This window comes from Geobacter sp. (assembly GCA_009684525.1).
Classification (GTDB): Bacteria; Desulfobacterota; Desulfuromonadia; order Geobacterales; family DSM-12255; genus Geoanaerobacter.
Window position 1 is genome coordinate 414,767 of record WKKR01000003.1, and the last position, 26,990, is coordinate 441,756.

Annotated in this window: 11 protein-coding genes; all 11 read left to right on the plus strand. The window is 59.9% G+C overall.

Annotation, left to right across the window (positions count from 1 at the left end):
* Positions 1-40 precede the first annotated feature (40 nt).
* The 11 genes from GJT30_12960 (at position 41) to GJT30_13010 (ending at position 26,987) form a co-directional block, all read left to right on the plus strand.
* On the plus strand, positions 41-3,220 hold the full coding sequence (locus GJT30_12960) for a CxxxxCH/CxxCH domain-containing protein (protein MSM40518.1): 3,180 nt from the start codon (positions 41-43) through the stop codon (positions 3,218-3,220).
* Between the two features lie 378 nt (positions 3,221-3,598).
* Positions 3,599-8,947 (plus strand): CxxxxCH/CxxCH domain-containing protein, encoded by a 5,349-nt coding sequence (locus GJT30_12965; protein ID MSM40519.1) that lies wholly within the window; start codon positions 3,599-3,601, stop codon positions 8,945-8,947.
* Between the two features lie 182 nt (positions 8,948-9,129).
* Positions 9,130-13,398 carry a CxxxxCH/CxxCH domain-containing protein gene (locus GJT30_12970; GenBank protein ID MSM40520.1) on the plus strand — a complete coding sequence of 1,423 codons (4,269 nt, stop codon included), beginning with the start codon at positions 9,130-9,132 and terminating at the stop codon, positions 13,396-13,398.
* Positions 13,399-13,486: 88 nt separating this feature from the next.
* Entirely contained in the window at positions 13,487-19,372 is a 5,886-nt protein-coding gene (locus GJT30_12975; GenBank protein MSM40521.1) for a CxxxxCH/CxxCH domain-containing protein, read from the plus strand.
* A gap of 277 nt (positions 19,373-19,649) precedes the next feature.
* Positions 19,650-20,960 (plus strand): hypothetical protein, encoded by a 1,311-nt coding sequence (locus tag GJT30_12980; GenBank protein MSM40522.1) that lies wholly within the window; start codon positions 19,650-19,652, stop codon positions 20,958-20,960.
* Positions 20,957-21,784 carry a cytochrome C biogenesis protein ResC gene (locus tag GJT30_12985; protein MSM40523.1) on the plus strand — a complete coding sequence of 276 codons (828 nt, stop codon included), beginning with the start codon at positions 20,957-20,959 and terminating at the stop codon, positions 21,782-21,784. Before GJT30_12980 ends, GJT30_12985 begins: the two co-directional genes overlap by 4 nt.
* Positions 21,781-22,368, plus strand: a complete 588-nt coding sequence (locus GJT30_12990) for a hypothetical protein (protein ID MSM40524.1) — start codon at positions 21,781-21,783, stop codon at positions 22,366-22,368. The genes GJT30_12985 and GJT30_12990 overlap by 4 nt, the downstream gene beginning before the upstream one ends.
* A gap of 22 nt (positions 22,369-22,390) precedes the next feature.
* Positions 22,391-23,173: a hypothetical protein gene (locus tag GJT30_12995; GenBank protein ID MSM40525.1), complete on the plus strand. Its 783-nt coding sequence runs from the start codon at positions 22,391-22,393 to the stop codon at positions 23,171-23,173.
* Positions 23,170-24,468, plus strand: coding sequence for a phospholipid carrier-dependent glycosyltransferase (locus GJT30_13000; GenBank protein MSM40526.1), 1,299 nt, complete (start codon positions 23,170-23,172; stop codon positions 24,466-24,468). The genes GJT30_12995 and GJT30_13000 overlap by 4 nt, the downstream gene beginning before the upstream one ends.
* Before the next feature lie 10 nt (positions 24,469-24,478).
* The gene (locus GJT30_13005; GenBank protein MSM40527.1) at positions 24,479-25,879 is read left to right on the plus strand and encodes a phospholipid carrier-dependent glycosyltransferase; all 1,401 of its coding nucleotides are present in this window, start codon (positions 24,479-24,481) and stop codon (positions 25,877-25,879) included.
* On the plus strand, positions 25,821-26,987 hold the full coding sequence (locus GJT30_13010) for an NAD-dependent epimerase/dehydratase family protein (GenBank protein MSM40528.1): 1,167 nt from the start codon (positions 25,821-25,823) through the stop codon (positions 26,985-26,987). The genes GJT30_13005 and GJT30_13010 overlap by 59 nt, the downstream gene beginning before the upstream one ends.
* The last annotated feature ends 3 nt before the right edge of the window (positions 26,988-26,990 follow it).

The window sequence follows — 26,990 nt, forward strand, 5'->3', positions numbered from 1 at the left end:
GATGTAGAGGCGTTAGGCAAGAATCGCGTAAGGAATATTCATGCTTTTTCAGGAGCGTGCTATGAACAATACGGCAGCCAGGAATCTTATCATTGCAGTAGCTATCTTGGTGTTATTACCATGTATAGCCTATGCAGATCACGTGGGGCAGTACACAGGCGGAGTATGCGGTGATTGCCATACTGCTCACAAGACTCTTGGCGGCATGTGGCAGAACAACATCTGCTTGAGCTGTCACAGGCTCGGGCGAACAGACCGATATGCCGATCAGCCCCAGATTACACCGTTCAGCCCATTGGATATGGCCGTAGCAGAAGGCCCCAGCAAGGGGACAGTGGAGGCGCGGAAAACCAAGTCTTCTCACAATTGGGAAGCATCTGATGATAACCCGCGTGCCGGCGCCCAACCTCCAACGAATACCGTCCTGAATTCGGGCAAGCATACAAGTACGCAGTATATTTATATCGGTAACTTGTACTGCTCGCGCTGCCATTCAGTACACGAAATTACGCAGCGACCTTTCCTTGCGGTCTCGAATGCCAATGATGCCCTCTGCGTTGACTGCCACAAGCCGAGAAACGTTACGAGCCACACCTACGGCTCGCACCCTGTTAATGTAGACTATGCAACGATCGCGACCCAGTATCCGAGTGAATATAACAACCCGCCAATAAATTCCAATCCCTTGAATGCTTCTTCCGCGATGAAACTGTCTCAGAACAAGGTTCAGTGTACGACATGTCACGGTGTTCACTTTGCCGATTCGAACAGTAGGACGTTCGATAACTGGACAAGTGCAATATTTAACGGGCTTTCCAGTTCTAAAGGTTTCCTCCTCAGAACTGATCTCAATGGCCAGACATCTGCCGACAGGAATATCTGTACCAACTGCCACCGGACCACGGACGAAAACGGGATTACGAATTCCAACCCCAATGCAAAGGTAAAAAATCATAACGGGAAAAAACAACAAAACATCCAGTGTGCCGACTGTCACGGTGGTCACGTCGATGAGGCAGATGGCTCTACGCCCAACCTGTTCCTTGTGCGCCGATACATGAATGTTTCGTCTGCGAGTGGCAGAACTCCGATGGTTGCCTACACCTCAGCTACCAACAAAAACTGGAACAAGAACCGTTTCGGGGTGTGCGTTGCCTGTCACCCGACACTTCCTCCCACTGTCTCACAGCACACGAGTACGGATGCGAATGTTTGTGTAACCTGCCATACGCACAAGCAGGGCTTCTCTGCTGATTGCACGACCTGCCACGGCTTCCCTCCCAAGGAGAATGTGGTTGGCGGTCCTTATGGCTATGGTGATGGTTATCAAAATCTGGCAGGCTATGTCGATGAGTCTCTGTCACCACACATGAGTCATGCCGGGGGGACCGTAGCTTCCCAGTATTCGGCATTTGTCTGCGACCAGTGCCATAAAGGGAACAACCACAATTCGATTCCCAATCTCACCTTCCAGGACGTATTCGTCGATAAAACCGGGATCATTGCCGGTGGATCGGCAACGTACAATGCAACTACACGCGAATGCTCCAACGTTTACTGTCACAGTAATGGGGCGCCAACTGGCGGAGCTCTTGTCTATCAGCCCGTAACATGGGCTAACAACAAAGGTTCTATCATTGATCAGCCCGGACGTTGCGGATCATGCCATAGCGCTACTCCTGCAACGAACGCTCACACCAAGCACCTGAGCTACAGTTATGGTTGTCAGAACTGCCATGCCACCACTGCTGCTACGAATACCACACTTGTCCCGGCAGCCCGTCTTACTGGTGGAGCTCATGTGAACTCTGTGAAGGACGTCCAGTTCTCCGGTACCATCGGCAGCAGCATCCTGTCCGGCTCCAACTGCTCAGCTGTCTACTGTCACAGTAACGGCAAAGGGGTATACTCCGCCTCTCCGGTCTGGACCGATCCGACAACAGGTCAGTGCGGTACGTGTCACACGACCGATACCATTGCAACCGGTGCACACCAGGCTCACCTCGCCACAGTTTACGGTCCAGTGCTGAACAACTCGGGAGCCCCGACATCCTGTAACAGCTGTCACACCTATCCGACTCAGCACGTTGATGGTACGGTGCAGGCCCCGCCGGTTGTCAACTGTACCGCATCATGCCATAAGAATGGCCTCGGAGTAGCTACCTGGCTCACCGGCAGAACTGGGGTGACGTGCGAAAGCTGCCACTCCGGTAATCTTTCGGTTATTTACAACATAACTGCTCCTGACAAGGGAATGGCAGCGACGACCGGCCATGGTAAACCGACAGGTGCAAACAAAGCATGTACCGAATGCCACGATAATACTTCTGCTCATATTGGTAGTGATCCTGCCTCACATACCAACAGGCTCGTAGCCAACCTGACAGGTCCCCTCAATACTGAGTGCAACTACTGCCACAATAACTTGGCGCGGGTGAACAACAAGACACAGTTCCTGAACATGAGTACCCATTTCAAGGTTAAGGGTGGTACGCAGGAGATGGAATGCTGGCAGTGTCATGAACTGCATGGCACATCGAATCTTTCCATGATAAAGTCGTCGATTGCATATCTCAATACGACAACGTGGACCATTACCTATACGAACCGGGATAATGGCTGGGTGAACCTTGACACAAATCGCGGTCTTTGCCAGGTTTGCCACACACATACCAAGTACTATCGTGCCGGTGTTGCTGAAACAGGGCACCCAATCAGTAACTGCTATAATTGCCACCCCCACAATGCCAAAGGTGGGGCATTTGCTCCGAGCGGCGCTTGCGACGCGTGTCACGGATATCCGCCCGTTCCGAAATCAGCTGTGCGCGGTCCGTACGATCCGGCTCTCTACAAGGCCACCTTTGGTACGTTCAACAATTACACGAATGCTCGCTTTGAAGATTACTCCGGTGGCGGTGGCGCTCACCTCAACCATGTACCGACCTATGCCAAAGCTACGGAAGGCTGGTCTAATTGTGCGATCTGCCATACTGGAGGCGATGCGAACAACTCGTCCTACCATGTCACCAGGATGCCGATTCGTAACTATATCAGTAATGTCACCATCAAGATTGACCAGCGTGTGAATTTCAACAATTCGCTACAAATTATCTACTCTGGTGCCAGACTGGTTAATCCGCCGCTTGTAAACAGCACGGGGAGTTGTATCAACGTCGGTTGTCACTTCCAGCCGACTCCTCGTTGGAGTAAAGATCGGTAATTATCCGCATATAATGGTCAACAGGGGGGGAGCGGGCAACCGCTCCCCCTATCTTTTTTCCCCTCCAACTACCCGATATCACCTGAGTTAATTCTAAAGTTTCTTTCATCCCCGGCGATATAAAGAATACTCATGCCCCTGATTTGGTTTCCTGTTTGCATAGATAACAGAAACGTAATCTTCCTATAATGAATTGTGTAGCAATAACCCAAAGGGTGTATGAAACCAGGTAATGATATCAATTTGTTGGGTCATGCGAATGCTTGCTGATTAAAAACTATTTAACTGTGATATCACTAGGTTATCGCTATATCACCGTTAGAAAGCCTGAATATTCAAGTAGTGGACTTGAGCCAGCTACCGCTGTGAAAGAAGGAGATGTGCATGAAAAATTTGAGAAGTGTTGGATGGCTGTTCATATTGACGTTTGTATGTTCATTCGTTATGCAGCATGCTGTCGGTTCGGATGCGCTTGCTGCGCCCCAGTATAATTTTACTTGCAGTTCGTGTCACAGTATGCCGCCAATCGATGCAACGAGTCGTGATCCGAACACGGGAGGCTTCGTCGGGAGTCACCAGACGCACCAGCCGGCAGGTGCGGTGATAGAAAACTGCGCCGTCTGCCATAATGCCTCGGGCTACACCACGAGTCACATGAATGGGCAGATCTCTTTCAAGAAGACCATCAATGGTTCGCCGAAGGCGGGAGCCACCTACACCTCAGCCGGACTGACCGACGCCGGCACCTACACGTTCAAGAACCAGACCTCGGTACCGACACTGGGGAGCTGCACCAACGTCAACTGTCACTTTGAAGCCACCACCCCGACTTGGGGCGGTACCCTCTACAGCTACACCAGCAGCACGGTCAACGACTGCGACCAGTGCCACGGCATGCCACCGGCCGGGACCTCACCCAGCTTCAGCGGTGGTGCCGCCGGCAGCCACGGCAAGCACGACAGCTACTACAGCGGCGCCGCCAACTGCGTCAAGTGCCACATCGACCACCTCGCCGAAGGGAGCAAATTCGCCCACGCCACCAGCGCCGGCAACCGCGGCCTCATCGTCACCGTCAAAGACCCGGCCAACATCGCCGGCGGCAGCTACAGCGGCGCCGTCAACGACTACCTGCCGAGTCAGACCAATGCCTTCGGCAGCTGCAGCAACCTCTACTGCCACAGCGATGGCACCAAAGCCAGCGGCACCTTCACCGCCAAAACCACCGCCACCTGGGGTGGCAGCGTCACCTGCCAGAGCTGCCACGGCTACGATATCAGTGCCGGCGCCAACGCCATGAGCAGCGGAGTCCATACTCAGCACATCAACAACACCGGCAACGTCGGCCGCGCCATCGCCTGCCAGGAATGCCACGCCGCCACCACCACCAACGGCACCAGCATCAGCACCGTCGCCAACCACGTCGACAAAAACGTCAACGTCAAATTCGATAACCTCTACAACCTCAACACCGACAACCCCACCTACAACGGCAGCAGCACCACCGGCACCGCCGGCGCCGTAAAAGCCCCCGGCAGCGCCGTCGGCAGCTGCTCTAACGTCTACTGCCACAGTAACGGCAACATCAGCGGGACCACCCCCAGCTACAAAACCATTGCCTGGAACGCAGCCGCCATCGGCTGCGACGGCTGCCATGGCGGCAGCGGTGCCTCCTATCCCACCTACGTATCCGGCGCCGCCGGCAGCACCACCGCCAACAGCCACCTCATCCACGTCCAGGGCAAAGGGCTCGCCTGCGACAGCTGCCACACCACCACTGTCAGCGGCTCCACCACCCTCATCAACAACGGCAGCCACCTGAACCGCATCGAAAACGTCGACTTCGCCACCTTCGGCGGCGCCACCGGCACCTACAACGCCAGCAAGCAATGCTCCAACACCTACTGTCACTCAAACGGCGCCAGCGGTGCAGCCCTCGTCACCGCCCAGTGGGGCGGTCAGCTCGACTGCCGCGGCTGCCACGGAGGCGACGCCGCCCATAGCAACGTCATCAACACCAACAAACACCGCATCCACGTCGACCCGAGCGCAGCCGGCTCCATCCTCGGCACCGGCACCGGCTTCCAGTGCGCCGCCTGTCACGTCAAAACCATCAACACCTTCGCCAACAACACCACCATCACCGGTCCGGCACTGCACGTCAACACCCTCAAAGACTACTCCGGCGCGCGCGCCGGCAAAATCATCGCCACTGCCCAATGCGCCAACGTCTACTGCCACAGCTCCGGTGCCAAAGCACCCACCTTCCGGAACATGACCGGCAGCAAACTCTGGACCGGCAGCGGCACCGTCACCTGCAAGAGCTGCCATGGCTACGGCCCCGGTGCCTTCACCTCCAGCCTCGGCGAGCCCAACTACGTAAACGGCGGCATCGGCAGCACCACCGCCAACAACCACGACAAACACGTCTCCGGGGCCGGCCTCACCAACACCACCCAGTGCGCCGCCTGCCACGATCACACCGTCGACGCCGCCGTCGCCAACAAACTCAAGAACTACACCACCCAGCACCTCGACGGCACCCGCGACGTCATCTTCTCCGCCAAGGTCAGTGGCAGCTACACGGCTGCCAGCCAGACCTGCAACAACACCAAATGCCACGGCTCCGGCAACCCGCAGTGGGGCGGCAGCGCCCTGGCCTGCAACGCTTGCCACGGCGCCTCCTTTACCAGCTTCTCCTCCGCCACCAAGAAAGGCGCCCACAAGCAGCACTACGAAACCAACACCTACAGCACCTACGCCCAGGCCCCCGGCAACTACGGCAGCAGCAGCGCCTACCAGTTCGCCTGTGCCAGCTGCCACGCCACGCCGGCCGCCCATGCCGATCTCACCTACCCGACTAGCTATGGTGTCGCCCAGGTCTACTTCGGCTACACCAGCGCCGGCAAAAAGCCGAGCTACAACTACGGCGCCGCCACCGCCGGCACCGACAGCGGCACCTTCACCTGGACCGCCGGCGGCAGCACCAGCTGCAACAACACCTACTGCCACTCTAACGGCCGCGGCGGAGCGGGTGCGACTGCTGTCACCTGGGCAAGCGGGGAAGGCTCGCTCGGGACCCAGTGCGCCGGCTGTCACGGCAACGCCAGCAGCGACACCCTGTCCGGGCGTCACAACAGCCACGTCAACAATGCCGGCTACCTCGGCACCAACTTCGGCTGCGTCGACTGCCACGCCAAGACCGTCAGCGGCAACCTGACGCTCGCCGACAAGCGCCAGCACGTCAACAAATTCCGCGACTACTCCGGCCTGCGCGCCGGCCGCCAGGCGAACTTCAACAGCGCGACCGGCAGCTGCTCCGGCATCTACTGCCACAGCGACGGCAAAGGGACCACGGTCGTCACACCGTCGTGGACCGCCGCGGCAGCGCCGCTGGCCTGCAATGCCTGCCATGCCAATACCAGCCTTAGCCATCCGAAACACCTGGCCCTTGCGACCATAACCTGCGCAAGCTGCCACAGTAATACGGCAGCAAGCAGCAGCGCACTTGCGCCTGGTACCAGGACGCACATCAATGGCACCTACAGTGTCAACAAGATAGATGTGCGCTTTGCCGCATTCGGCGGGTACACCGGATCATTTAGGGCAGACAAAACCTGCAGTAATACCTACTGCCACGGCGCAAGTCCGTCGCCGGCATGGGGGACCACAAATCTTGCCTGTAACGCCTGCCATGCCAACCAGGGGGCAGGGACGCAGACTGCTGCCTATACCGTACCCCACCTGAAGCATACGAATGTTGCCGGTTACAAATTTGCCTGCGATAACTGCCACACGGTGAAGTCTGCTACCAATACGACACATGCCGGTGGGCAGGTTTCGGCAAACCAGTTTGCCCAGGTTGTCTTCAATACCGGCGCCTTCTCCACCTGGTCGACCACTACCTATGGTGGCGATACGGCAAACAGGGTGAGGTTCCGTGCCATGAACCAGAACCCCTATGGTGCCTCCGCAACTCCTGTCTATGTTGCCGGTGGGACCTCTGTCGGTGCGGACAATGGTTTTAGTTGGACTGCCGGCACATGTTCCAATGTCTGGTGTCACTCCAACGCGGCTCCTGTGGGTGGAACCAACACCTATCAGGCTTCCCTCACCTGGTCGGGGACACTCGGCTGTACTGCCTGCCATGGTGGTTCGTCAGGGACCGGCGGCACCGGCCTTTCGGCGGTCCACGGCAAGCACATCTCCGGCGGAGCCGGCCAGTTCAGCTATACCTGCGACAAGTGTCACGTAAATACCGTTGCAGCAGGCACGAGTTCGTCACTCAACGCTTCAAGTGGTCTTCAGTACCACTTGAACGCTGCCAAAGACGTCAATTTCGACACCTTTAACCCCGGAAGTACCTATACTGCAGCAAGCTATACCTGTTCGACCAACTACTGTCACAGTAACGGCAAAGGCGTGTATGCATCACCGCAATGGAACACCGCATCGACTGGCGCCTGCGGCACCTGTCATGCCACTACCCCTGCGATTGGCGGCAGCCTGATCAGTTCCAATGCCCACTTCGAACATTTCAGTACTTCCTACGGTCCGAAACTTACCGCCGCAACGGTGGCAGGCTGCCAGCAATGCCATACCTACACGGGTGAGAATGCGGTAACTCACGTAGACAAGGCCATCGAGGCGCCGCTTGCAACCTGTACGACCAACTGTCACAAGCAGATGGCATCCATTCAGTGGAACAACAGCCGGGTCGCCTGTGAAAGCTGCCACACCGGCGCACTTTCGGTGATAAATGGTGTTACGGCTCCGGACAAATCTCCCTTTGCCACCTGGGGACATGGAAAGATCAGCTTCGGCCTGCCGGGCAAGGCTTGTTCCGACTGCCATAATCCGGATTCCCGGCATATCAGTGGTGTACTCGGTGACACGAACCGAACGATCGCCGGCCTCGGAGATGGTACGACCAATGTCGCCTGTACCTATTGCCACAATGACCCGACCAAGGTCACCAATGCCCGCTTCCGCAACATGAGCACCCATTCGAGCAGCTATCCCGATGGGCCACAGGACATGGCGTGCCGTGAATGCCATGATCCGCACGGTGCAACCAATAACCTTTCCATGATCCGTGGCAGCATTAACTTCATCAACACCACGACCTGGGTCATTACCTATACCAACCGCGACACCGGTTGGATCAATACAACCAGTAATCGTGGCCTCTGCCAGGTATGCCACACCAAAACCAAGTACTATCGTGCAGGCCGGGCCGAGTCTTCGCACCCGACCACCAACTGTTACAGCTGCCATACCCACAATGCACAAGGTGGTGCATTCAGGGCCAGTGGTGCCTGCGATTCCTGCCATGGCTACCCGCCGGTTCCACGCAATATTGCCGGTCTGACCTTCGGAACGATGGGTAACTACTCCAGTGCCCGTTTCGAGGATTACTCAGGTGGTGGCGGTGCACATACCGTTGCCGCGCACGTGCCGCCCACAGTCAAGGCAACCGATGGCTGGTCGTCCACGTGTACCAGCTGTCACTTCGGCGGGGAGTCTACCCATAAGCGGATCATACCTGTCCGCAGCAATGTGGCGAATATCTCCGTACAGCCGAAGCCGAGCTACAAGCGGTTTAATCCTGCAATCCTGAATGTTTACACTGGTGCCAAACGGCTGAATCCGCCGGCAAACGAAACTGGTACCTGCTACAACATTAGCTGTCACTTCCAGAAATCTCCAAAATGGAGCAATATTAAATAAAATCACATCTGTATGGGGGGCGGCACCTGTCGCCTCCCATGACCTAAATCCCGTGATCTCATGCGTATTTGCCGAGCAAACTGCATTGACATTGTTCAGTCAAGAGCTGTACAATAACTCAATTTTGAGGCACGCTGGCTATTGCATTACCCCTGTGTTCAGTGATTGATAAGGAGCAGACAATGGAAAGAGATTTCAAGGTGGGATACGGCAAACAACCAGGATTGACCTGGTTTATCTCACTGTTATCTGCACTATTGTGGACCGGTGTGGCGTTTGCGGCACCGCAGTTTCCCCTGACTTGCAGTTCGTGTCACAGTATGCCGCCAATCGATGCAACGAGTCGTGATCCGAACACGGGAGGCTTCGTCGGGAGTCACCAGACGCACCAGCCGGCAGGTGCGGTGATAGAAAACTGCGCCGTCTGCCATAATGCCTCGGGCTACACCACGAGTCACATGAATGGGCAGATCTCTTTCAAGAAGACCATCAATGGTTCGCCGAAGGCGGGAGCCACCTACACCTCAGCCGGACTGACCGACGCCGGCACCTACACGTTCAAGAACCAGACCTCGGTACCGACACTGGGGAGCTGCACCAACGTCAACTGTCACTTTGAAGCCACCACCCCGACTTGGGGCGGTACCCTCTACAGCTACACCAGCAGCACGGTCAACGACTGCGACCAGTGCCACGGCATGCCACCGGCCGGGACCTCACCCAGCTTCAGCGGTGGTGCCGCCGGCAGCCACGGCAAGCACGACAGCTACTACAGCGGCGCCGCCAACTGCGTCAAGTGCCACATCGACCACCTCGCCGAAGGGAGCAAATTCGCCCACGCCACCAGCGCCGGCAACCGCGGCCTCATCGTCACCGTCAAAGACCCGGCCAACATCGCCGGCGGCAGCTACAGCGGCGCCGTCAACGACTACCTGCCGAGTCAGACCAATGCCTTCGGCAGCTGCAGCAACCTCTACTGCCACAGCGATGGCACCAAAGCCAGCGGCACCTTCACCGCCAAAACCACCGCCACCTGGGGTGGCAGCGTCACCTGCCAGAGCTGCCACGGCTACGATATCAGTGCCGGCGCCAACGCCATGAGCAGCGGAGTCCATACTCAGCACATCAACAACACCGGCAACGTCGGCCGCGCCATCGCCTGCCAGGAATGCCACGCCGCCACCACCACCAACGGCACCAGCATCAGCACCGTCGCCAACCACGTCGACAAAAACGTCAACGTCAAATTCGATAACCTCTACAACCTCAACACCGACAACCCCACCTACAACGGCAGCAGCACCACCGGCACCGCCGGCGCCGTAAAAGCCCCCGGCAGCGCCGTCGGCAGCTGCTCTAACGTCTACTGCCACAGTAACGGCAACATCAGCGGGACCACCCCCAGCTACAAAACCATTGCCTGGAACGCAGCCGCCATCGGCTGCGACGGCTGCCATGGCGGCAGCGGTGCCTCCTATCCCACCTACGTATCCGGCGCCGCCGGCAGCACCACCGCCAACAGCCACCTCATCCACGTCCAGGGCAAAGGGCTCGCCTGCGACAGCTGCCACACCACCACTGTCAGCGGCTCCACCACCCTCATCAACAACGGCAGCCACCTGAACCGCATCGAAAACGTCGACTTCGCCACCTTCGGCGGCGCCACCGGCACCTACAACGCCAGCAAGCAATGCTCCAACACCTACTGTCACTCAAACGGCGCCAGCGGTGCAGCCCTCGTCACCGCCCAGTGGGGCGGTCAGCTCGACTGCCGCGGCTGCCACGGAGGCGACGCCGCCCATAGCAACGTCATCAACACCAACAAACACCGCATCCACGTCGACCCGAGCGCAGCCGGCTCCATCCTCGGCACCGGCACCGGCTTCCAGTGCGCCGCCTGTCACGTCAAAACCATCAACACCTTCGCCAACAACACCACCATCACCGGTCCGGCACTGCACGTCAACACCCTCAAAGACTACTCCGGCGCGCGCGCCGGCAAAATCATCGCCACTGCCCAATGCGCCAACGTCTACTGCCACAGCTCCGGTGCCAAAGCACCCACCTTCCGGAACATGACCGGCAGCAAACTCTGGACCGGCAGCGGCACCGTCACCTGCAAGAGCTGCCATGGCTACGGCCCCGGTGCCTTCACCTCCAGCCTCGGCGAGCCCAACTACGTAAACGGCGGCATCGGCAGCACCACCGCCAACAACCACGACAAACACGTCTCCGGGGCCGGCCTCACCAACACCACCCAGTGCGCCGCCTGCCACGATCACACCGTCGACGCCGCCGTCGCCAACAAACTCAAGAACTACACCACCCAGCACCTCGACGGCACCCGCGACGTCATCTTCTCCGCCAAGGTCAGTGGCAGCTACACGGCTGCCAGCCAGACCTGCAACAACACCAAATGCCACGGCTCCGGCAACCCGCAGTGGGGCGGCAGCGCCCTGGCCTGCAACGCTTGCCACGGCGCCTCCTTTACCAGCTTCTCCTCCGCCACCAAGAAAGGCGCCCACAAGCAGCACTACGAAACCAACACCTACAGCACCTACGCCCAGGCCCCCGGCAACTACGGCAGCAGCAGCGCCTACCAGTTCGCCTGTGCCAGCTGCCACGCCACGCCGGCCGCCCATGCCGATCTCACCTACCCGACTAGCTATGGTGTCGCCCAGGTCTACTTCGGCTACACCAGCGCCGGCAAAAAGCCGAGCTACAACTACGGCGCCGCCACCGCCGGCACCGACAGCGGCACCTTCACCTGGACCGCCGGCGGCAGCACCAGCTGCAACAACACCTACTGCCACTCTAACGGCCGCGGCGGAGCGGGTGCGACTGCTGTCACCTGGGCAAGCGGGGAAGGCTCGCTCGGGACCCAGTGCGCCGGCTGTCACGGCAACGCCAGCAGCGACACCCTGTCCGGGCGTCACAACAGCCACGTCAACAATGCCGGCTACCTCGGCACCAACTTCGGCTGCGTCGACTGCCACGCCAAGACCGTCAGCGGCAACCTGACGCTCGCCGACAAGCGCCAGCACGTCAACAAATTCCGCGACTACTCCGGCCTGCGCGCCGGCCGCCAGGCGAACTTCAACAGCGCGACCGGCAGCTGCTCCGGCATCTACTGCCACAGCGACGGCAAAGGGACCACGGTCGTCACACCGTCGTGGACCGCCGCGGCAGCGCCGCTGGCCTGCAATGCCTGCCATGCCAATACCAGCCTTAGCCATCCGAAACATATCGTGACGGAAGGTGTCAGCTGCGCAACGTGCCATAGCAATACGGCTGCGAGCCCGACTGCACTCAAGGCCGCTACCACCACGCACATCAACGGCAGCTACAACGTCAACGGCACCGACGTGCGGTTTGCCGGTATCAGCTCTGCATGGAAGGCAACTTATACCTCTGCTTCAAAGGTTTGCTCCAACATCTTCTGTCACTCCAACGGTAAAGGCTCATACCAGAACGCCACCTGGGGCGGGGCCATGAACTGTACTTCTTGCCACCCGACTCTCGGTGGCGCCCATGCGCGCCACATGGGGAGCATTGCCCTTGCGACGATTCCGTTCTACCAGTACACGGCCAACAAATCGACCGGTTCCGATCCGACCACGACAACGACCTGGACCAATTATGGGCTTGGCTGCGCCAACTGCCATCCGGTCGATCCGAACCTCCACGGAAACGGTATCATTGAGGTGCAGTTGAACAGCGTTACCGGCGCCGGCACGCTTAGGACAAAGAACTCCACAGCATCGATCTCGGCCGTCGGCGGCAACACCGGTACCTGTGCCAATGTCTACTGCCACAGCGACGGCAAGGGGAACTACATCACCACCCTGGCTTGGAACGCCACCTACGGCGCCGACCGCTGTGCGCGCTGCCACGGCAACGCCCCGGCATCGGGAGCCCATGCTGCGCACGCCGTTGGCATCCATTCCGATGACATCTTCAATGGCACCAGCGGCAAGCTCACCTTCACCGGCACCGCTGGCCAGCCGTCCGCGCACGGCATTGCAACGCAGGCGACGACCATCAGCTGTAACATCTGCCATTACGACACCACCAGCTTCTCGCGCAACAAGCTGAACAGTCAGTGCAGCAGCTGCCACACCGAGGCCGATGCCACGGGAGTCGCCAGAATCACCAACCTTGGCCGCCACGTCAACGGCACCGTCGAGATATCCTTTGCCCCGGTCAATGTCGTCTCCAAGGCCCAACTCCGGCCCGGATCGTTCGCCGATTACACCGCTGCCGGCGGGTACTGGAACCGAAACGCCGGCAACTACAAGAACGGCGCGGCTGCGTACGACACTGCCAAGGTGCAGTTGAGCAACACCATGTGGAATGCCGGCACCTGTTCCAACATTGCCTGCCACATGGGCAAGCCGGTGAATTGGAATGCCGGAAGCCTCAGCTGCGAGGCTTGCCACAGCAAGCTCTGATAGGATGAAATGTTGCCCCTCCCGTGCTTCGGGAGGGGCAAACCTGCCGGGGTTACGATTACATACAATTCAATAAGGTGAGGTCACCATGGGAAAGGTTATAGCAAGGAAAGTTTGTGGCATGAATCTATGGACGAAAGTGGCATTGACCCTGCTCTTCACGTTTGCCCTTTCAGTGTTCATGTATGAAGGGTGGTACAAGCCTCTGGAACTCAAGGCTGCCACCACTGCCACGAAATACGGGGGAACCGCGACCCAAAGTGGCTCCGGATGGAGCAACCTCACCTCTGCCCAGGGGAGCACCAGTGGCACTTACGCGACATACAGCGGGACGGCTCAGTCATACCTGAGACTGACCAACTACGGCTTTACGACGACCGACATCCCCACGGGATCGACCATCAACGGGATAACGGTCAATGTCCGGGGCAGAAACTCCCAGGGAAGCCAGTCGATGAACGTCGCGCTTACCAAGAACGGCACAACCGCCCTTGGTTCCAAGACGTTCACGATTTCATCATCCTATGCGAACAACACCCAAGGGAGTACCTCCGATCTCTGGGGGCAGACCTGGGCCGTTTCCGACATCACTGCATCCACGTTTGGCGTCATGTTGCGGGACAGCAACACGACCGCATCCGGTACCTTTGAAATCGACTACATCACCGTAACGGTCACTTACACCCCACCAGCTGCAGCGCCAACAGTAACGTCGGCCAGCCCGAGCAGCAGAGGGCAGGGGGCGACCAGCCAGACCATCACCATCAACGGCACAAACTTCCAGAGCGGCGCTACGGTGGCCTTCAGTGGGACGGGGATTACCCTGAACGGCACTGCCACGTTTGTAAACGCCACACAATTGACCCAGAACATCTCGGTCGCCTCCAATGCAACAATCGGCGCACGCGACGTCACTGTCACCAATCCTGATGCGCAGAGCGGAACAGGTACCGGAGATTTCACCGTCAATGCTGCTCCGACGGTCACCACTGCCAGCCCGAACAGCGGCACCCAGGGAGCTACCAACCTGACGGTTACCGTCAACGGGACCGGTTTCCAGAGCGGTGCAACGGTAGCCTTCAGCGGAACGGGGATCACCCTGAACGGTGCCGCTACCTTTGTGAGTGCTACCCAGTTGACCCAAAGCATTTCCATTGCATCAAATGCAACAAGCGGTGCCCGTGACATCACGGTGACCAACCCTGACGGTGGCACACCGGGCATCGGCACCGGGGATTTCACGGTCAATGCGGCGATCGTGAATCCTACGGTTACTTCTGCTTCTCCTAACGCCATGACGCAGGGAACCGGGCCGACTACGGTAACCCTTACCGGCACCGGATTCCAGAGCGGAGCAGCAGTCACGTTCAGTGGGACCGGCATTACAACGGGAAGTGCCACGGTGGTGAATGCCACGACCATTACCGTCCCGGTGACTGTTGCCGCTGATGCAACGACCGGCGCCCGCAATGTGACGGTCACCAATTCTGATACCGGGACAGGGACAGGCATCGGCATCTTCACGGTCAATGCGGCAGCGGTCTGTACTGCCGCCACCCCGACCCTGAGTGTGACCCCGACCTCGTCGACAGTTTCTCCCGGTAGCGGCACCCTCTACACGGTAACGCTCACCAACAATGATTCGGCTGCCTGCACGGCAACGACCTTCACCCTCTCCAAGTCCGACAGCAATCCGACCGGCAACTTCACCATCACTGGTCTCAGCCAGGGTTCCCTGAACCTCTCTCCTGGCGCCAGCGGTACTTCGACTTTCACTGCTACCGCTTCTGCAGCAGCAGCTTCCGGTAACAGCACCAGCTCCACGGTCAATGCCTCGGCCAGCGGACATGCGGCGCCTCCTGCGGTTGTCGCCACTACCACCGTGGGGAGCGGGCTGATCTCTCCGCTCATGCACAACAGCGATAACACCAGCACCACCTACGGCACCTGGGGCCTGAACCGCAACTGCTCCTGGTGCCACTCCGCCACGACCAGCAACGTCAAGCGGATCGCCAACCAGATCAACACTCCGACCGGCATCCGCACTGTTATCTTCACCCGCATGACCGCTTCGAACAACAATATTCAGGGGGTCTTCGGCAACGACGAGCGGACCTATGCCCTGGAAGGCTCAACCAATGTCTGTGAAGTCTGCCATCACCAGACAAAGTATCACCAGTACAGCGCCAGCAAAATCGCCCTGAAGAACAACCCGGCCCATGCCAACAACCGGAAGGACTGTACTGCCTGTCACGTTCACGAAAAAGGATTCAAGGCGGGGTGCAATACCTGTCATGGCTATCCGCCCATCGCCACCACCCTGGGTGGCCCGTCCGGTCTTGCTTCCCCTGCGACTCTGGCGCTTGGTGCCAGCCCGACCAATGCCGGTGCCCATGCCGCCCATGATGCCCTTGGCATGCTCTGCGCCACCTGCCATAACAATTACAGTAACGGCGTGGCCCACCCGAGCACGAGCATCCAGATCGACTTTGCCATGAATACTGGCAACTGGCCAGGATTCTCCGGCAGTGCAGCCTTCGGCACCTTCAGCGGCAACGCCCCCACTGGCGGTTCATCCGCAGTTGCCAGCATTGGCGGCACCACCATCGTCCGGACCACTGCCAACAACACCAATAACTCCTGCAATGTCTACTGCCACGGCAATTGGCAGGGTAGCAACGGCAGCACCAACCCGCGTTGGGCAGGCGGCGCAAGCCAGGCAAACTGCGGCACCTGCCACGGTGCCAGCAACACGCAGGCTCCGGGAACCGGGAGCCACACTGTTCATGCCAGCAACAGTGCGGGCAATTACGGCTTCTCCTGCACCAAGTGCCACCCGCGGGTCACAGCCGGGAGTGATGGTCACGTCAATGGCAGCGTCCAGTGGCGTCTCTCCACCAGCTCCAACCTGATCGGGGCCAGCGCCACCTACCGTAGCGCCGCCAGTGGCGCAACCGGTACAGTGGCTCCCAGCACCAGTTTTGGCGACTGCTCCAACATCTACTGCCACTCAAACGGCCTTGCCAGTGGGGCAACATACGTCAGCAACCTCACCTGGGGCACTGCCAGCGACGGGAACTGCGGCACCTGCCACGGCGTCACCGCAGCCAGTCTCCCTGCCTCTGCCGCCCATGCCCGTCACGTCGGTCAGGCAGCCGGCCAGTACACCTATGCCTGCGTCAAGTGCCACAGCAGCGTTGTCAGTGCGACGGCAAATTCCACCACGGCACCGGGCGTTACCAGTACTGCCCTGCACGTCAACAAGGCATTCGATATTGCCTATGACAGTTTCAACACCGGCGCTACCTCTTGCCAGACCACCTACTGCCACAGCGAAGGGACCGGCGGCACCACCCAGACCGGCGACACCAGACCGATCGACCAGCCCGTCACGGCTCCCACTTGGAGCAGCACAGCCAGTTGCACCATGTGCCACACTGGTGGCACCAGCACCGGCCCGACTTACACCAGCGGCACTCCCAAGGCCAACAGCCATGCCGGGCACACCGCATCCGGCTTCACCTGCGATGTCTGCCACTTTGCCACCACCAGTACCGGCACCACCATCACCGACGTCACCAAGCACGTGAACAAGGTCTATGACATCTCTGCCAATACAACCAAGACCGGCAGTTTCACCTACACCTACAACGCTAGTGGCGGCAGTTGCGCCAGCAGCTACTGCCACGGCACCACCTCACCTGCCTGGGGTGCCAACACTGCAGCCCCTGAGTGTGAAAAATGCCACGGGTCTGCGTCGACAGCAACAGCCGGCTCCTTCAAGATCACCAATGGCACCTCCAACACCGCAGCATCTACGATCCATGTCAGCCACCTGGCATCGACGCACAACTACTCCAGCGACATCACTTGCGAACAGTGCCACGCGGTTCCTGCTCTTTCCAGCTCGGCTGGACACGTCGATACTGCCCTTCCGGCCGAAGTGCCGATGAGCGGTGCTCTGGCAACAGCCAAAGGAGTTACCCCTGCGTATAACAGCAGCACCGACACCTGCACCGCCTCCTACTGCCATGGCACATCCCTGGCTGACGGCAGCACGGCGACCAAGGTGATCCCGACCTGGACCGCAACCATCCTGACCGGCACGGCTGCCGACTGCGGCAAGTGCCACGGCAATCCGCCCAACACCGGCGGCCATAACGGGGTTGCTGCAAACCAGTGCAATAGCTGCCACAGTCATGTCAACAACACCGCCCCGTATTTCAATGACATAACCAAGCATATCAACGGTGTGCTCGACGGCGGCATCTCCAGTGGCGGTCAGGCCTGCTACGGTTGCCACGGCACCTACAGCGCCATGAACAGCACCACCACCTCCTACCACCACGTGCTCGACGACGCCGCTCCCGATCAGGCTCCAAACACCGGAACCTATCCGACCAGCACCACGGTTCTGGCCTGCGTCAGCTGCCACACCGATCATAACTACTTCAACAGCAACCAGGCGAGCAACCTCCGCTCCGGCATTGCAGTGGCCGGTTCGACAACGGCCGCAACCGATTTCTCGGCAACGGCCCCCAACGGCATCTGCATCTCCTGCCACAGCACCAGCATGACCAAGAGCACGGCGCAGAAAACCGGCGGGACCACGACGACACCGGCCATCACCGGGGCTGTCTTCAGCGCGTCAGCCCATAACTATGGCGTGGCATCCAGCTTCGGTACCAGCACCTTTACCGCTAACTGCTCCAAGTGCCACACCGACGAGCAGGTCAAGGACAAGCAGACCTCCACCACCAAGTTCGGCACCCACTACAGCGCCCAGCGGAGCATCCTCAGTGCCCTGGGGATCACGACCCCGACCGAGACGCTCGGCGCCGACTTCTGTTTCCGCTGCCACAGCAAGACCAGCGATACCACCCCCGGCGGCGGTCCGGCCAAGACCACGGCAAGCAGGGACTATTTTGGTACCCAGACCATGACCGCTGCGGCCGAGGACACCTTCACCACCTTCCAGAAGACCTACGAGCATAACGTGACCGGCTACAAGGGTCTGCACAAGGATACCGAGACCCGCGCCGACATTGCCGCCACCAAGCACGTGGAGTGCAGCGACTGCCACGATGCGCACCAGGCAAAGACTGGCAACCATACCCAGGGGAACGCCGCCCTGGCCGGCGTCCTCACCGGAGCCAAGGGGGTGACCGTCACCACTTGGGCTGCCAACTGGACCGGCGTCACCACCTGGGGCCAGACGACCACGACCGCGCTGCCGGCAGCGACCGCCGAATGGCAGATCTGCCTCAAGTGCCACTCCTCGGCCAACGCCAACTATGCTGCGTGGGGCGGGACCACCGCTGCCGCCTGGACCGACCTGGCACTGGAGATCAACCCGAACAACGTCTCGCGTCACCCGATCGGGACGGCATTGTCGGCCGGCACACAGTTGACCGCTGCAAAGCTTACCGGCGGCTGGACCCCCGGCAGCGTCATGACCTGTTCCGATTGCCATGCCACCGATTCCACCGCCTCCAAGGGGCCGCACGGCTCCAGCGTCAAGTGGATGCTGACTGGCCCCAACCGCGCCTGGCCGTATACTCAGGCATCCTTAAACGGCACCAGCAACACGACCACGACAAACTACTTTACTCTCGATGCTACGGTAGGGGGGACTCAGGCATACAACCGAAATGTAGGCACGACAAATGGCCTCTTCTGTCTGAATTGCCATCCGATCCTGAACACCAACACCTTCCACTCCAGCAGTGCGACGAAGCGTACTTCGCACCGCAGCTTCAACATGGCGTGCGTCAACTGTCACATCCGGGTGCCGCACGGCGGCAAGATCGGGCGACTCCTCATCACCACCAACGCACCGGCTCGCTACAAGGCCAACGGTAACGGTGGTTACTCGGGCACCAACACCATTACCAAGATGCCGGCCCAGGGTGGTTCCATAAGCTCCTTCAGCTGCAGTGGCGGCGAGCATACCGGCGGTACCCAGAGCTGGTAGCGCATGCTGGTGAGATAACTTTGCCGGGGGCTCTGCCCCCGGTTTTTTTTTGGATATCGGCAAGGGTCTATGGTACATTCTGAACACGCGAATTTGTGCGATAATGCAGTCGTTTTTACCAATCCGGGTACATGAACGGCGTTGGATCAGAGGAGCGGGAGTGGCTGCAATTCTTTACCTGCACCGGGAATGCTGCACTGTTGATCCTGTGTGGAAATCTGCGAGCGTGTGCACCACAGCTCTTTGCATCAACCGCTCACTGCGAGACTGATCTGTCATGTGGTTGAAACGGTTCGTCACCAACAGAAAATTCATTACCGTCGTTTTTGTTCTCCTCATTGCGTCACTGCTACTGTCCAATTTTCTACCGCGGCCGGGGAGTATGCCGAGCGAACAGCCGCTCTGGTATACCCAATTCCCGGCCATTGCGCGACTGATTCATCTTCTCGGATTGAATGCTCTGCAAACCTCGATCTGGTTTTCCCTGCTCGGGGGATTGTTTCTCGTTTCACTGGCCTGTTCCACCTTTGATCAGGGACGACGCAGCTATCGACTTACCCGACAATTGCCGCCGGAGTTGGGTGACGGCGGTCAGACGCTGCTGGTTGCTCCTGATGAGTTTCGTGCCTGTCTTCAGAGTGAGGGATATCTGCTGCTGGCGGATAATGGCAGTGTCAGTCGGCATGTGAAGGCCCCGTGGGGGTATTGGGGGAATTTCCTGCTCCATCTGGGCATTACCCTGGTGGTCCTGTTCTCGTTCGTGCGCGTTCTTACTGAACAGAGGACGCTCCTCAGGATTGTCGAAGGGATTGATGTCTCGCGTTCAGACAGTGTTGCCGGCGAGATGGCCGGTCTCCTCGCCGGCAGGATGTCCTACCCGGCATCCGTCCGTCTTGAGCGTCTTGCACCGGCATTCTGGGACAATGACCAGTTACGGTCGCTTTCTGCCGACATGGTGCTGCGTGACGAACAGGGCCGGTCCGACAGGCTTGACCTCAAGGCGTTCGAGGGGAAGAATTTCCGCGGTCAGATGTTCTACCTGAGCCCGAAGTTCGGCACGGTCTTTTTCCTCCAGCTATACAGTGGTGTCGCCCCGCCGTTTGACGCTGTCCTCGCCATTGACAGGCCTCAGCGCAGAGACAAGGCCGGCTATGGCCAACTGTCACTGCCGGACGGGCACATGCACCTGAAGGCCAAGTACTACGCCGATGCCGAAAAAAAGGGGATGCTCTCGACGAACCCGCTGTTGGTGCTACGCCTGTATGAGGGCGAACGGCTTTTGAACGAGATTGAACTGCTTCGCGGGGAAAGCAGGTCGCTCGGCCCTTACCTGGTGCGTCTGGACGATGTGCGCAGTAAGGCCGAGCTGCTTACTGTTGCAGGGTTCGGCGTATCCGGGATCTATTGCGGGTTTGCTGTCATCTTCATCGGCGCGGTGCTGGTCTATTGCTCGACCCCGCGCGAGGTAGTACTGCGAGAGACAAATGGCGCGGTCAGGGTGAACTGGAGCTCGGTCCGGTTCCGCGATCTCTACCGTGGTGAGGAGGAACGAATCATGTCGTGCTGCAGGGGAGAGACGAAACCATGAACAGCCAGTTTGCCTTGGTCACCGGTCTGCACTGGGGAGCGGTGGCCTTTTATGTCATTGCGACGATCTGCGCCGCATCGGGAGTGATCTTCGCCAACAGCCGCCTGGAGCGCTACGGGATGTACAGCGCCATTCCGGGCCTTGTGCTGCATGGTATCGCCCTGCTCGTCTGGTGGCGCGTGGTCGGTCATGGTCCGTACATGGACCGGTTCGAGATCCTCTCTTCCAACGCCTGGGTGATGCTCTCCCTCTTTCTCCTGGCGACCCGCTTCTACCCCCGTCTCCGCTCGGCAGCCATAGCGGTCTTTCCCGCGACCTTTTTTCTTGTGGCCCTCGGTCTCTTCTTCCGGCCCGAGATCAAGAATCTCCCGGCAAGTTACCGGGGATTCTGGTTGATCCTGCACATTATCTTCTACAAGATCTCCTTTGCCGCCACCCTGATCGCTGTGACCTTTTCCCTGTTCTACCTGATCTCCACCGGCAGCCGCCCCCGCAGGTATTCGTATCTTCCCGAACCTGACATCATGGACCTGTATGCCTACCGGTTTGCCGGGTTCAGCTTCACCTTCTGGGTCATCGGCATGCTGGCCGGCTCCATCTGGGCCTATCAGTCGCTGAACATGTTCTGGAGCTGGGAGCCGGTGCAGATCTGGTCTCTGGTGACCTGGGTGGTCTTCGGCTTTTACCTGCATATGCGGCGTTTTTACGGCTGGGCAGGTCGCAAGGCAGCCTGGCTCTATGTTTTCTGCTTTCTCCTGGCGGTTTTTTCCCTGTTCGTCACCCCGTTCATCAACTCAACCATCCATTCGGAGTATTTCAAATGATCCGCACCGTTCACTGGACCGTTCTCATTGCACTGCTGCTTTCTCTTCCGCTTGCCGGCTGCACGGAAAAATCTCCTGCACCGAAGCAGGGTGCTGCGGAGCGCACCGGAGGGGGAGCGGCAGGCACCATCCCCGATACCATGGTCAAGCAGATCATCGAGCGCTACAACCAGCTCCTGATCGGCGGGTACATGAGCATGAACATGACTCCCCTCCAAGAGGTTGCTTCACAGGAAGTGGCAATGAAGGCCTACTACCACATGGCTGCCCTGGGAGAGGGGAACAACCGGCTCGTATCGCAGCTGAAGAAGATCGATTTCAAGGAGATCGTTTCCCCTGCAGCCGGAACCTATCAGGCGATCACCAGGGAGGTCTGGGACTTTGCCCATGTGAACATCAAGACCGGGGCCACGAGCAACGAGCAGAAAAACTACGTCTATGACGTCGTCTACACGCTGGAGAACAAGAAGGGGCGCTGGCTTTTGACCTCCATCTCGGCTGTCGGCGAGGAGCGCGACAAGGGGAAGTCGCCGAAGCGCACCCTGCCGGGCGGACCGGCCGCTCACCAGGGGATGAGCCGGTGAGCAGGTATTGGAACCGACGGCAATGAAAACCATGCAACGGCACCTCATAACGACAGTTGCCATTGTCCTGGCACTGGTGCTGACCGTGACGCTTCTTGACCGTTACGGCCGGAATGCGCGGGTTTTCGCACGGGTCGGCGGCATCGACGACCGCTCAATTGCCCGCTACCTGGTGGCCACGCCCCGCGAAGCCTATGCCATCTGGAAGGGGATGGGGGTGAAGGGGCGAACCATCCTCTTCATCTCCGACGCCTGGGAGCGGCTGGATGTCTCCAATGTCGGCGACATCCCCCTGTCGCGGGCATATCCGCTCAAGCTCTACCACATCCCCACGGAAATGGAGACGAAAGGGCTCAACGACTCCAATTTCCTCTATGTCGCCGCGCTCAACGGCATTGCCCGGGGGATCGTCGCCATCCTCTCGCCGACCGGGTTCCAGCAGATGACGGAAATGGCCCGACAGGCGAACAACAAGCGGATCACCCCGACCGAGGTCTATCTCACCCACCAGGGGTTTCCTCGCTGGTTCACCACCGCTGAGCATTTCAAAGGGCCAGGGGAGCCTCTGCTCGTCTATGTCAGCGCCACCTACTTCAGGAATGCCGAGCCGGAGCTGCTGCTGCAGCAGTTGCGCGCCTCAGGGATCGTCACCGATTGCATCGTCCTCTGCGAGGTAGTGGAGAATGACCGGGTCACGGCGCTTGAACGGGAAAAGCTGCTCCGGTTCGCCCGGCTCATCGGGGTGGACGTCGCCCGGACAGAGGCGCTGCCCGGCACCATGCCGGGAAACGGGGTGCGGCCATGAGCGCCGGACTCCTGACGACGCCCGACCTGCCGGATCGACGCTTCCTTGCCGGGATGCTCGTTGTAACCCTTGTCGCCCTCGGCCTGCGGGTCTTCCTGCTTCCTTCCCAGCCGGTATCCTACGACGACTATTCCATGGGGGTGACCGCGATCAACTACATGGAATCGGGCCAACTCGGGCCGATCATGTGGAACCACCCGGAGTTGGGCAACATCCTGGTCTACGGTTGCATGAAGCTGTTCGGCACCGGGGTACTGGGGCTCAAGGGGCCGAGCGTCGCCATCGGTACCCTCTCGGTCCTGATGGTCGGCCTCGTTGCCAGAAGGGTTGCAGGAGACAGCCGCGTGGCGCTCCTGGCGGCGCTCTTCTGGGCGCTCGATCCGCTTGCCATCGATCTCTCCCGCCAGGCCGTGCATGAGATCTACATGTCGTTCTTCCCCCTGGCAGGGATCTGGTGCATCTGCCGTTACCGTGCAACCGAGCGTTCCCGGTGGCTCTTCGGCGCGGGTATCCTCTTCGGGCTCGGCCTGGCTGCCAAATGGAGCATGCTCTTCCCGCTCGTTGTTTCGCTTGCCTTTGTCGCGTATGCCATTTGGAGGCGCCAGGAAAGCCTGTCGACACGGATTGCCGCCATGGCCGGAGCAAGCGCGCAACTGCTCCTTCTGCCGCTGCTCGTCTACCTGCTCACCTTCATCCCCTGGTTCGGCAGGGGCTACTCGATGCCGGAATGGCTGGCGCTGCAGCGGAGCATGTACCAGGAGACAAAGCTGCACAGCGGGCTCGGGCAGGTGGAGCAGCGGGATCACCGAGCTCTGGCCTGGTTCGTCCGACCGGTCAGCTGGACCGATACCATGATCAACCGGGTCGACGAGGAAGACCCCGCACCAATAGAGAATGCCATGGCGGACAAGCGGGTAACCCTCCTGGTCGCCCTCTCCAACCCGTTTGTCTGGCTACTGGTGCTGCCGGCGGTATTCTTCACGGCCCGACGGGGGATCGGGGAGAGGAACGAGGGGCTGCTCTTCGCGGTGACGCTCTTTCTCGCCGCCTATCTCCCCCTGGCGTTCACCCACAGCCGGCCCATATTCGTCAATGCCGCGCTGTCGGTGCTGCCGTTCGCCCTGGTGCCGGTGGCGTACCTCCTTGTCTCCATCCTCAGCACCACCCCGGCCCGGAGGAGGATTTTCACCCTCTACCTGGCCCTTGTGGTGCTTGCATCCATCCCCCTCTATCTGCTCGCCATCGGCAAGGTGGCAGAAGTCCCATTTCTGAGAGACTATTTCCTGCAGATCTGAGCGACGTGCCATGAGATCTCCCGCCAACAGAATGAACAGCGAGAAATCGAGCCCCAGCGGGCCGGCAGAGGCCACGGTCCTGCCCGCAGCAGAGCGGCACTTCGTGGCAGGGCTTTTCCTTCTCACGGTCGCGGGGTTCATCCTCCGGGTTTTCCTCCTCCAGGCCCAGCCGGTGTCGGTGGATGATTTCGGCGTGGCGCTCACCGCCATCAATTACACGGAATCGGGGCAGTTGGGGCCGACCATGTGGAATCACCCGAACCTGTGCGGGATACTGGTCTATGGCGCGCTGAAGCTGTTCGGCACCGGAGTTGTCGGTCTGAAGGGGGTGAGTATCCTGTTCGGCACCCTCACCATCCCCCTCGTGGGGCTCGTGGCGCGGCGGATCATGGATGAGCGCGCGGCGCTGCTCGCCACCCTGCTCTGGGTGGTCGAGCCGCTGGCCATCGATTTTTCCCGCCAGGCGATCGGCGATATCTATCTGGCCTTCTTTCCCCTTCTGGGGATTTACGCTGCCCTGCGGCACAGGGAGACCGGCCGGGCCGCGTGGCTTTTTGCCGCCGGTGCGAGTTTCGGCTGCGGCCTCTCCACCAAGTGGAGTGTCCTCTTCCCCCTGTTGGTCACGTTCGTTCTGATCGTCCAGGCCATCCGGCAGGAGCGGGGGGAAGGGCAATGGGACCGGCCCGTTGCCATTGCCCATGCCTGTGCGCTCCTGATCCTTCTCCCCCTGACTATCTATCTCCTCACCTTCATCCCCTGGTTCGGCCGCGGCTACGACGCCGGCGAATGGCCGGCCCTGCAGCGGGCCATGTACGGCGAGACCGCCCACCATACCGGCTACCGTCCCCTGGCAGAGGACAAGCGGGATCACTGGGCATACGAGTGGTTCGCCCGTCCTGCCGTGACCTATGAGGACATCTACATCAATCTGCCGGCAGAGGGCCCGGCAGGAGTGAACGACAACCTGGAAGGGCATCTCACCATCCTCTTAGCGATAGCCAATCCGTTGGTTTGGCTGCTGGTGCTGCCGGCCGCCTTCTTTACCGCCTGGCAGGGGATTAGGAAGCGCCAGGGGATGCTCTGCTACCTGGCCGGACTCTTTTTCTGCGCCTATCTGCCGCTCGCGCTGACGCGCAGGCCGATCTGGGCGAATACGGCCCTTTCCGTGCTCCCCTTCGCCTTCATGGCTGTGGCCTATTTCGTCTCGTCCCTTGCCCGGAAACCGGCAGTACGGCGCCGGATCATGGCCGTCTATGCAGCAGCTGTGGTGGCGGCCACTGCGCCGCTTTATCCACTGGTCATCGGCAAGGGGGGAGAGGTCCCGTTTCTGAAGGAGTACCTGCAGCAGAACTATGTCGGCAAGGCCTTCCAGTTGCGCAACAGCGGGGCGACCCCGCAGCCGGGGAAATAGGGTGCCGGACAGCTTCACCGGGATAGCCACAAGGAGCCGGGCTCCGGGAGAAGGGGGTGTGCCGCCGGAGCAGCGCACGGTCCTCATCACCGGAGGAGCCGGTTTCTATGGTGAATCGCTCAAGGCGTTCCTGCTGGAGCGTGGCATCGGCTGCGTATCCCTCGACCTGGAGGAAGACAACTCCGACCATCCGCTGCTGACCAGGGTGCGGGGCGACATCCGGGACCGGGAGCTGCTGGCCCGTCTGGCCGAAACGTACCGGTTCGATGCGGTCATCCATCTGGCAGCAGTCCTTGCCCATGCCGTGAAGGACGAGGACCTGCTCTGGTCGGTCAATGTGGAAGGGACGCGGAACATCGCCGGGATGGCGAAGGAATTCCGGATACCCAAGGTCGTCTTTACCTCGTCCAACTGCCTCTGGGGGGAGGATCTGGGCCGGCCGGTCAGCGAAGAGGAGCTGCCGCGACCGGTGGAGATCTACGGCCGCTCCAAATGGGAGGCGGAAAAGATCCTGCTCGCCTGCGCCGATTCCTTCGATGCGGTGATCTTCCGCTGTCCGACCATTGTCGGTGCCGGCCGCCTGGGGCTGTTGGCGATCCTCTTCGAATTTATCGACGAAGGGCGCCGGGTCTGGGTGGTGGATGGGGGGCGTAACCGCTACCAGTTCATCGCGGCTGCCGATCTGCACGACGCCTGTCTGCGTGCGCTCGCCTACCGGGGGGGCGGCATCTTCAATGTCGGCTCTGCCGCGGTCCCCACCTTGGCGGAAACATACCGGCATGTCATCGAAAAGGCCGGAACCGGGGCGCGAGTCGCCAGCCTGCCGGGGTGGGCAGTCCTGCCGCTCATGAAGCTGGCGTACCGGCTCGGTCTTTCTCCGCTCGGGCCGTACCAGTACCGGATGATTGCCGCCAGTTTCATGTTCGACACGACCAAGGCAGAGAACCTGCTCGGTTGGAAACCTGTCTTTACCAACGGGGAGATGCTCTGGGACGCCTATCGCTATTACCATGAGCATGCAGCGGAGATCCGGCAACGCACAGGGGTTTCGGCGCACAGGAAGTCTGCCGGCCAGGGGATCATCAGGTTGCTGAAATGGCTCTCCTGAAGG

What these genes read in the sequence shown, in the direction of transcription:
- GJT30_12960 (MSM40518.1), top strand. Translation starts at nt 41, where the DNA reads ATGCTTTTTCAGGAGCGTGCTATGAACAATACGGCAGCCAGGAATCTT.
- GJT30_12965 (MSM40519.1), top strand. Translation starts at nt 3,599, where the DNA reads ATGTGCATGAAAAATTTGAGAAGTGTTGGATGGCTGTTCATATTGACG.
- GJT30_12970 (MSM40520.1), top strand. Translation starts at nt 9,130, where the DNA reads ATGGAAAGAGATTTCAAGGTGGGATACGGCAAACAACCAGGATTGACC.
- GJT30_12975 (MSM40521.1), top strand. Translation starts at nt 13,487, where the DNA reads ATGGGAAAGGTTATAGCAAGGAAAGTTTGTGGCATGAATCTATGGACG.
- GJT30_12980 (MSM40522.1), top strand. Translation starts at nt 19,650, where the DNA reads ATGTGGTTGAAACGGTTCGTCACCAACAGAAAATTCATTACCGTCGTT.
- GJT30_12985 (MSM40523.1), top strand. Translation starts at nt 20,957, where the DNA reads ATGAACAGCCAGTTTGCCTTGGTCACCGGTCTGCACTGGGGAGCGGTG.
- GJT30_12990 (MSM40524.1), top strand. Translation starts at nt 21,781, where the DNA reads ATGATCCGCACCGTTCACTGGACCGTTCTCATTGCACTGCTGCTTTCT.
- GJT30_12995 (MSM40525.1), top strand. Translation starts at nt 22,391, where the DNA reads ATGAAAACCATGCAACGGCACCTCATAACGACAGTTGCCATTGTCCTG.
- GJT30_13000 (MSM40526.1), top strand. Translation starts at nt 23,170, where the DNA reads ATGAGCGCCGGACTCCTGACGACGCCCGACCTGCCGGATCGACGCTTC.
- GJT30_13005 (MSM40527.1), top strand. Translation starts at nt 24,479, where the DNA reads ATGAGATCTCCCGCCAACAGAATGAACAGCGAGAAATCGAGCCCCAGC.
- GJT30_13010 (MSM40528.1), top strand. Translation starts at nt 25,821, where the DNA reads ATGTCGGCAAGGCCTTCCAGTTGCGCAACAGCGGGGCGACCCCGCAGC.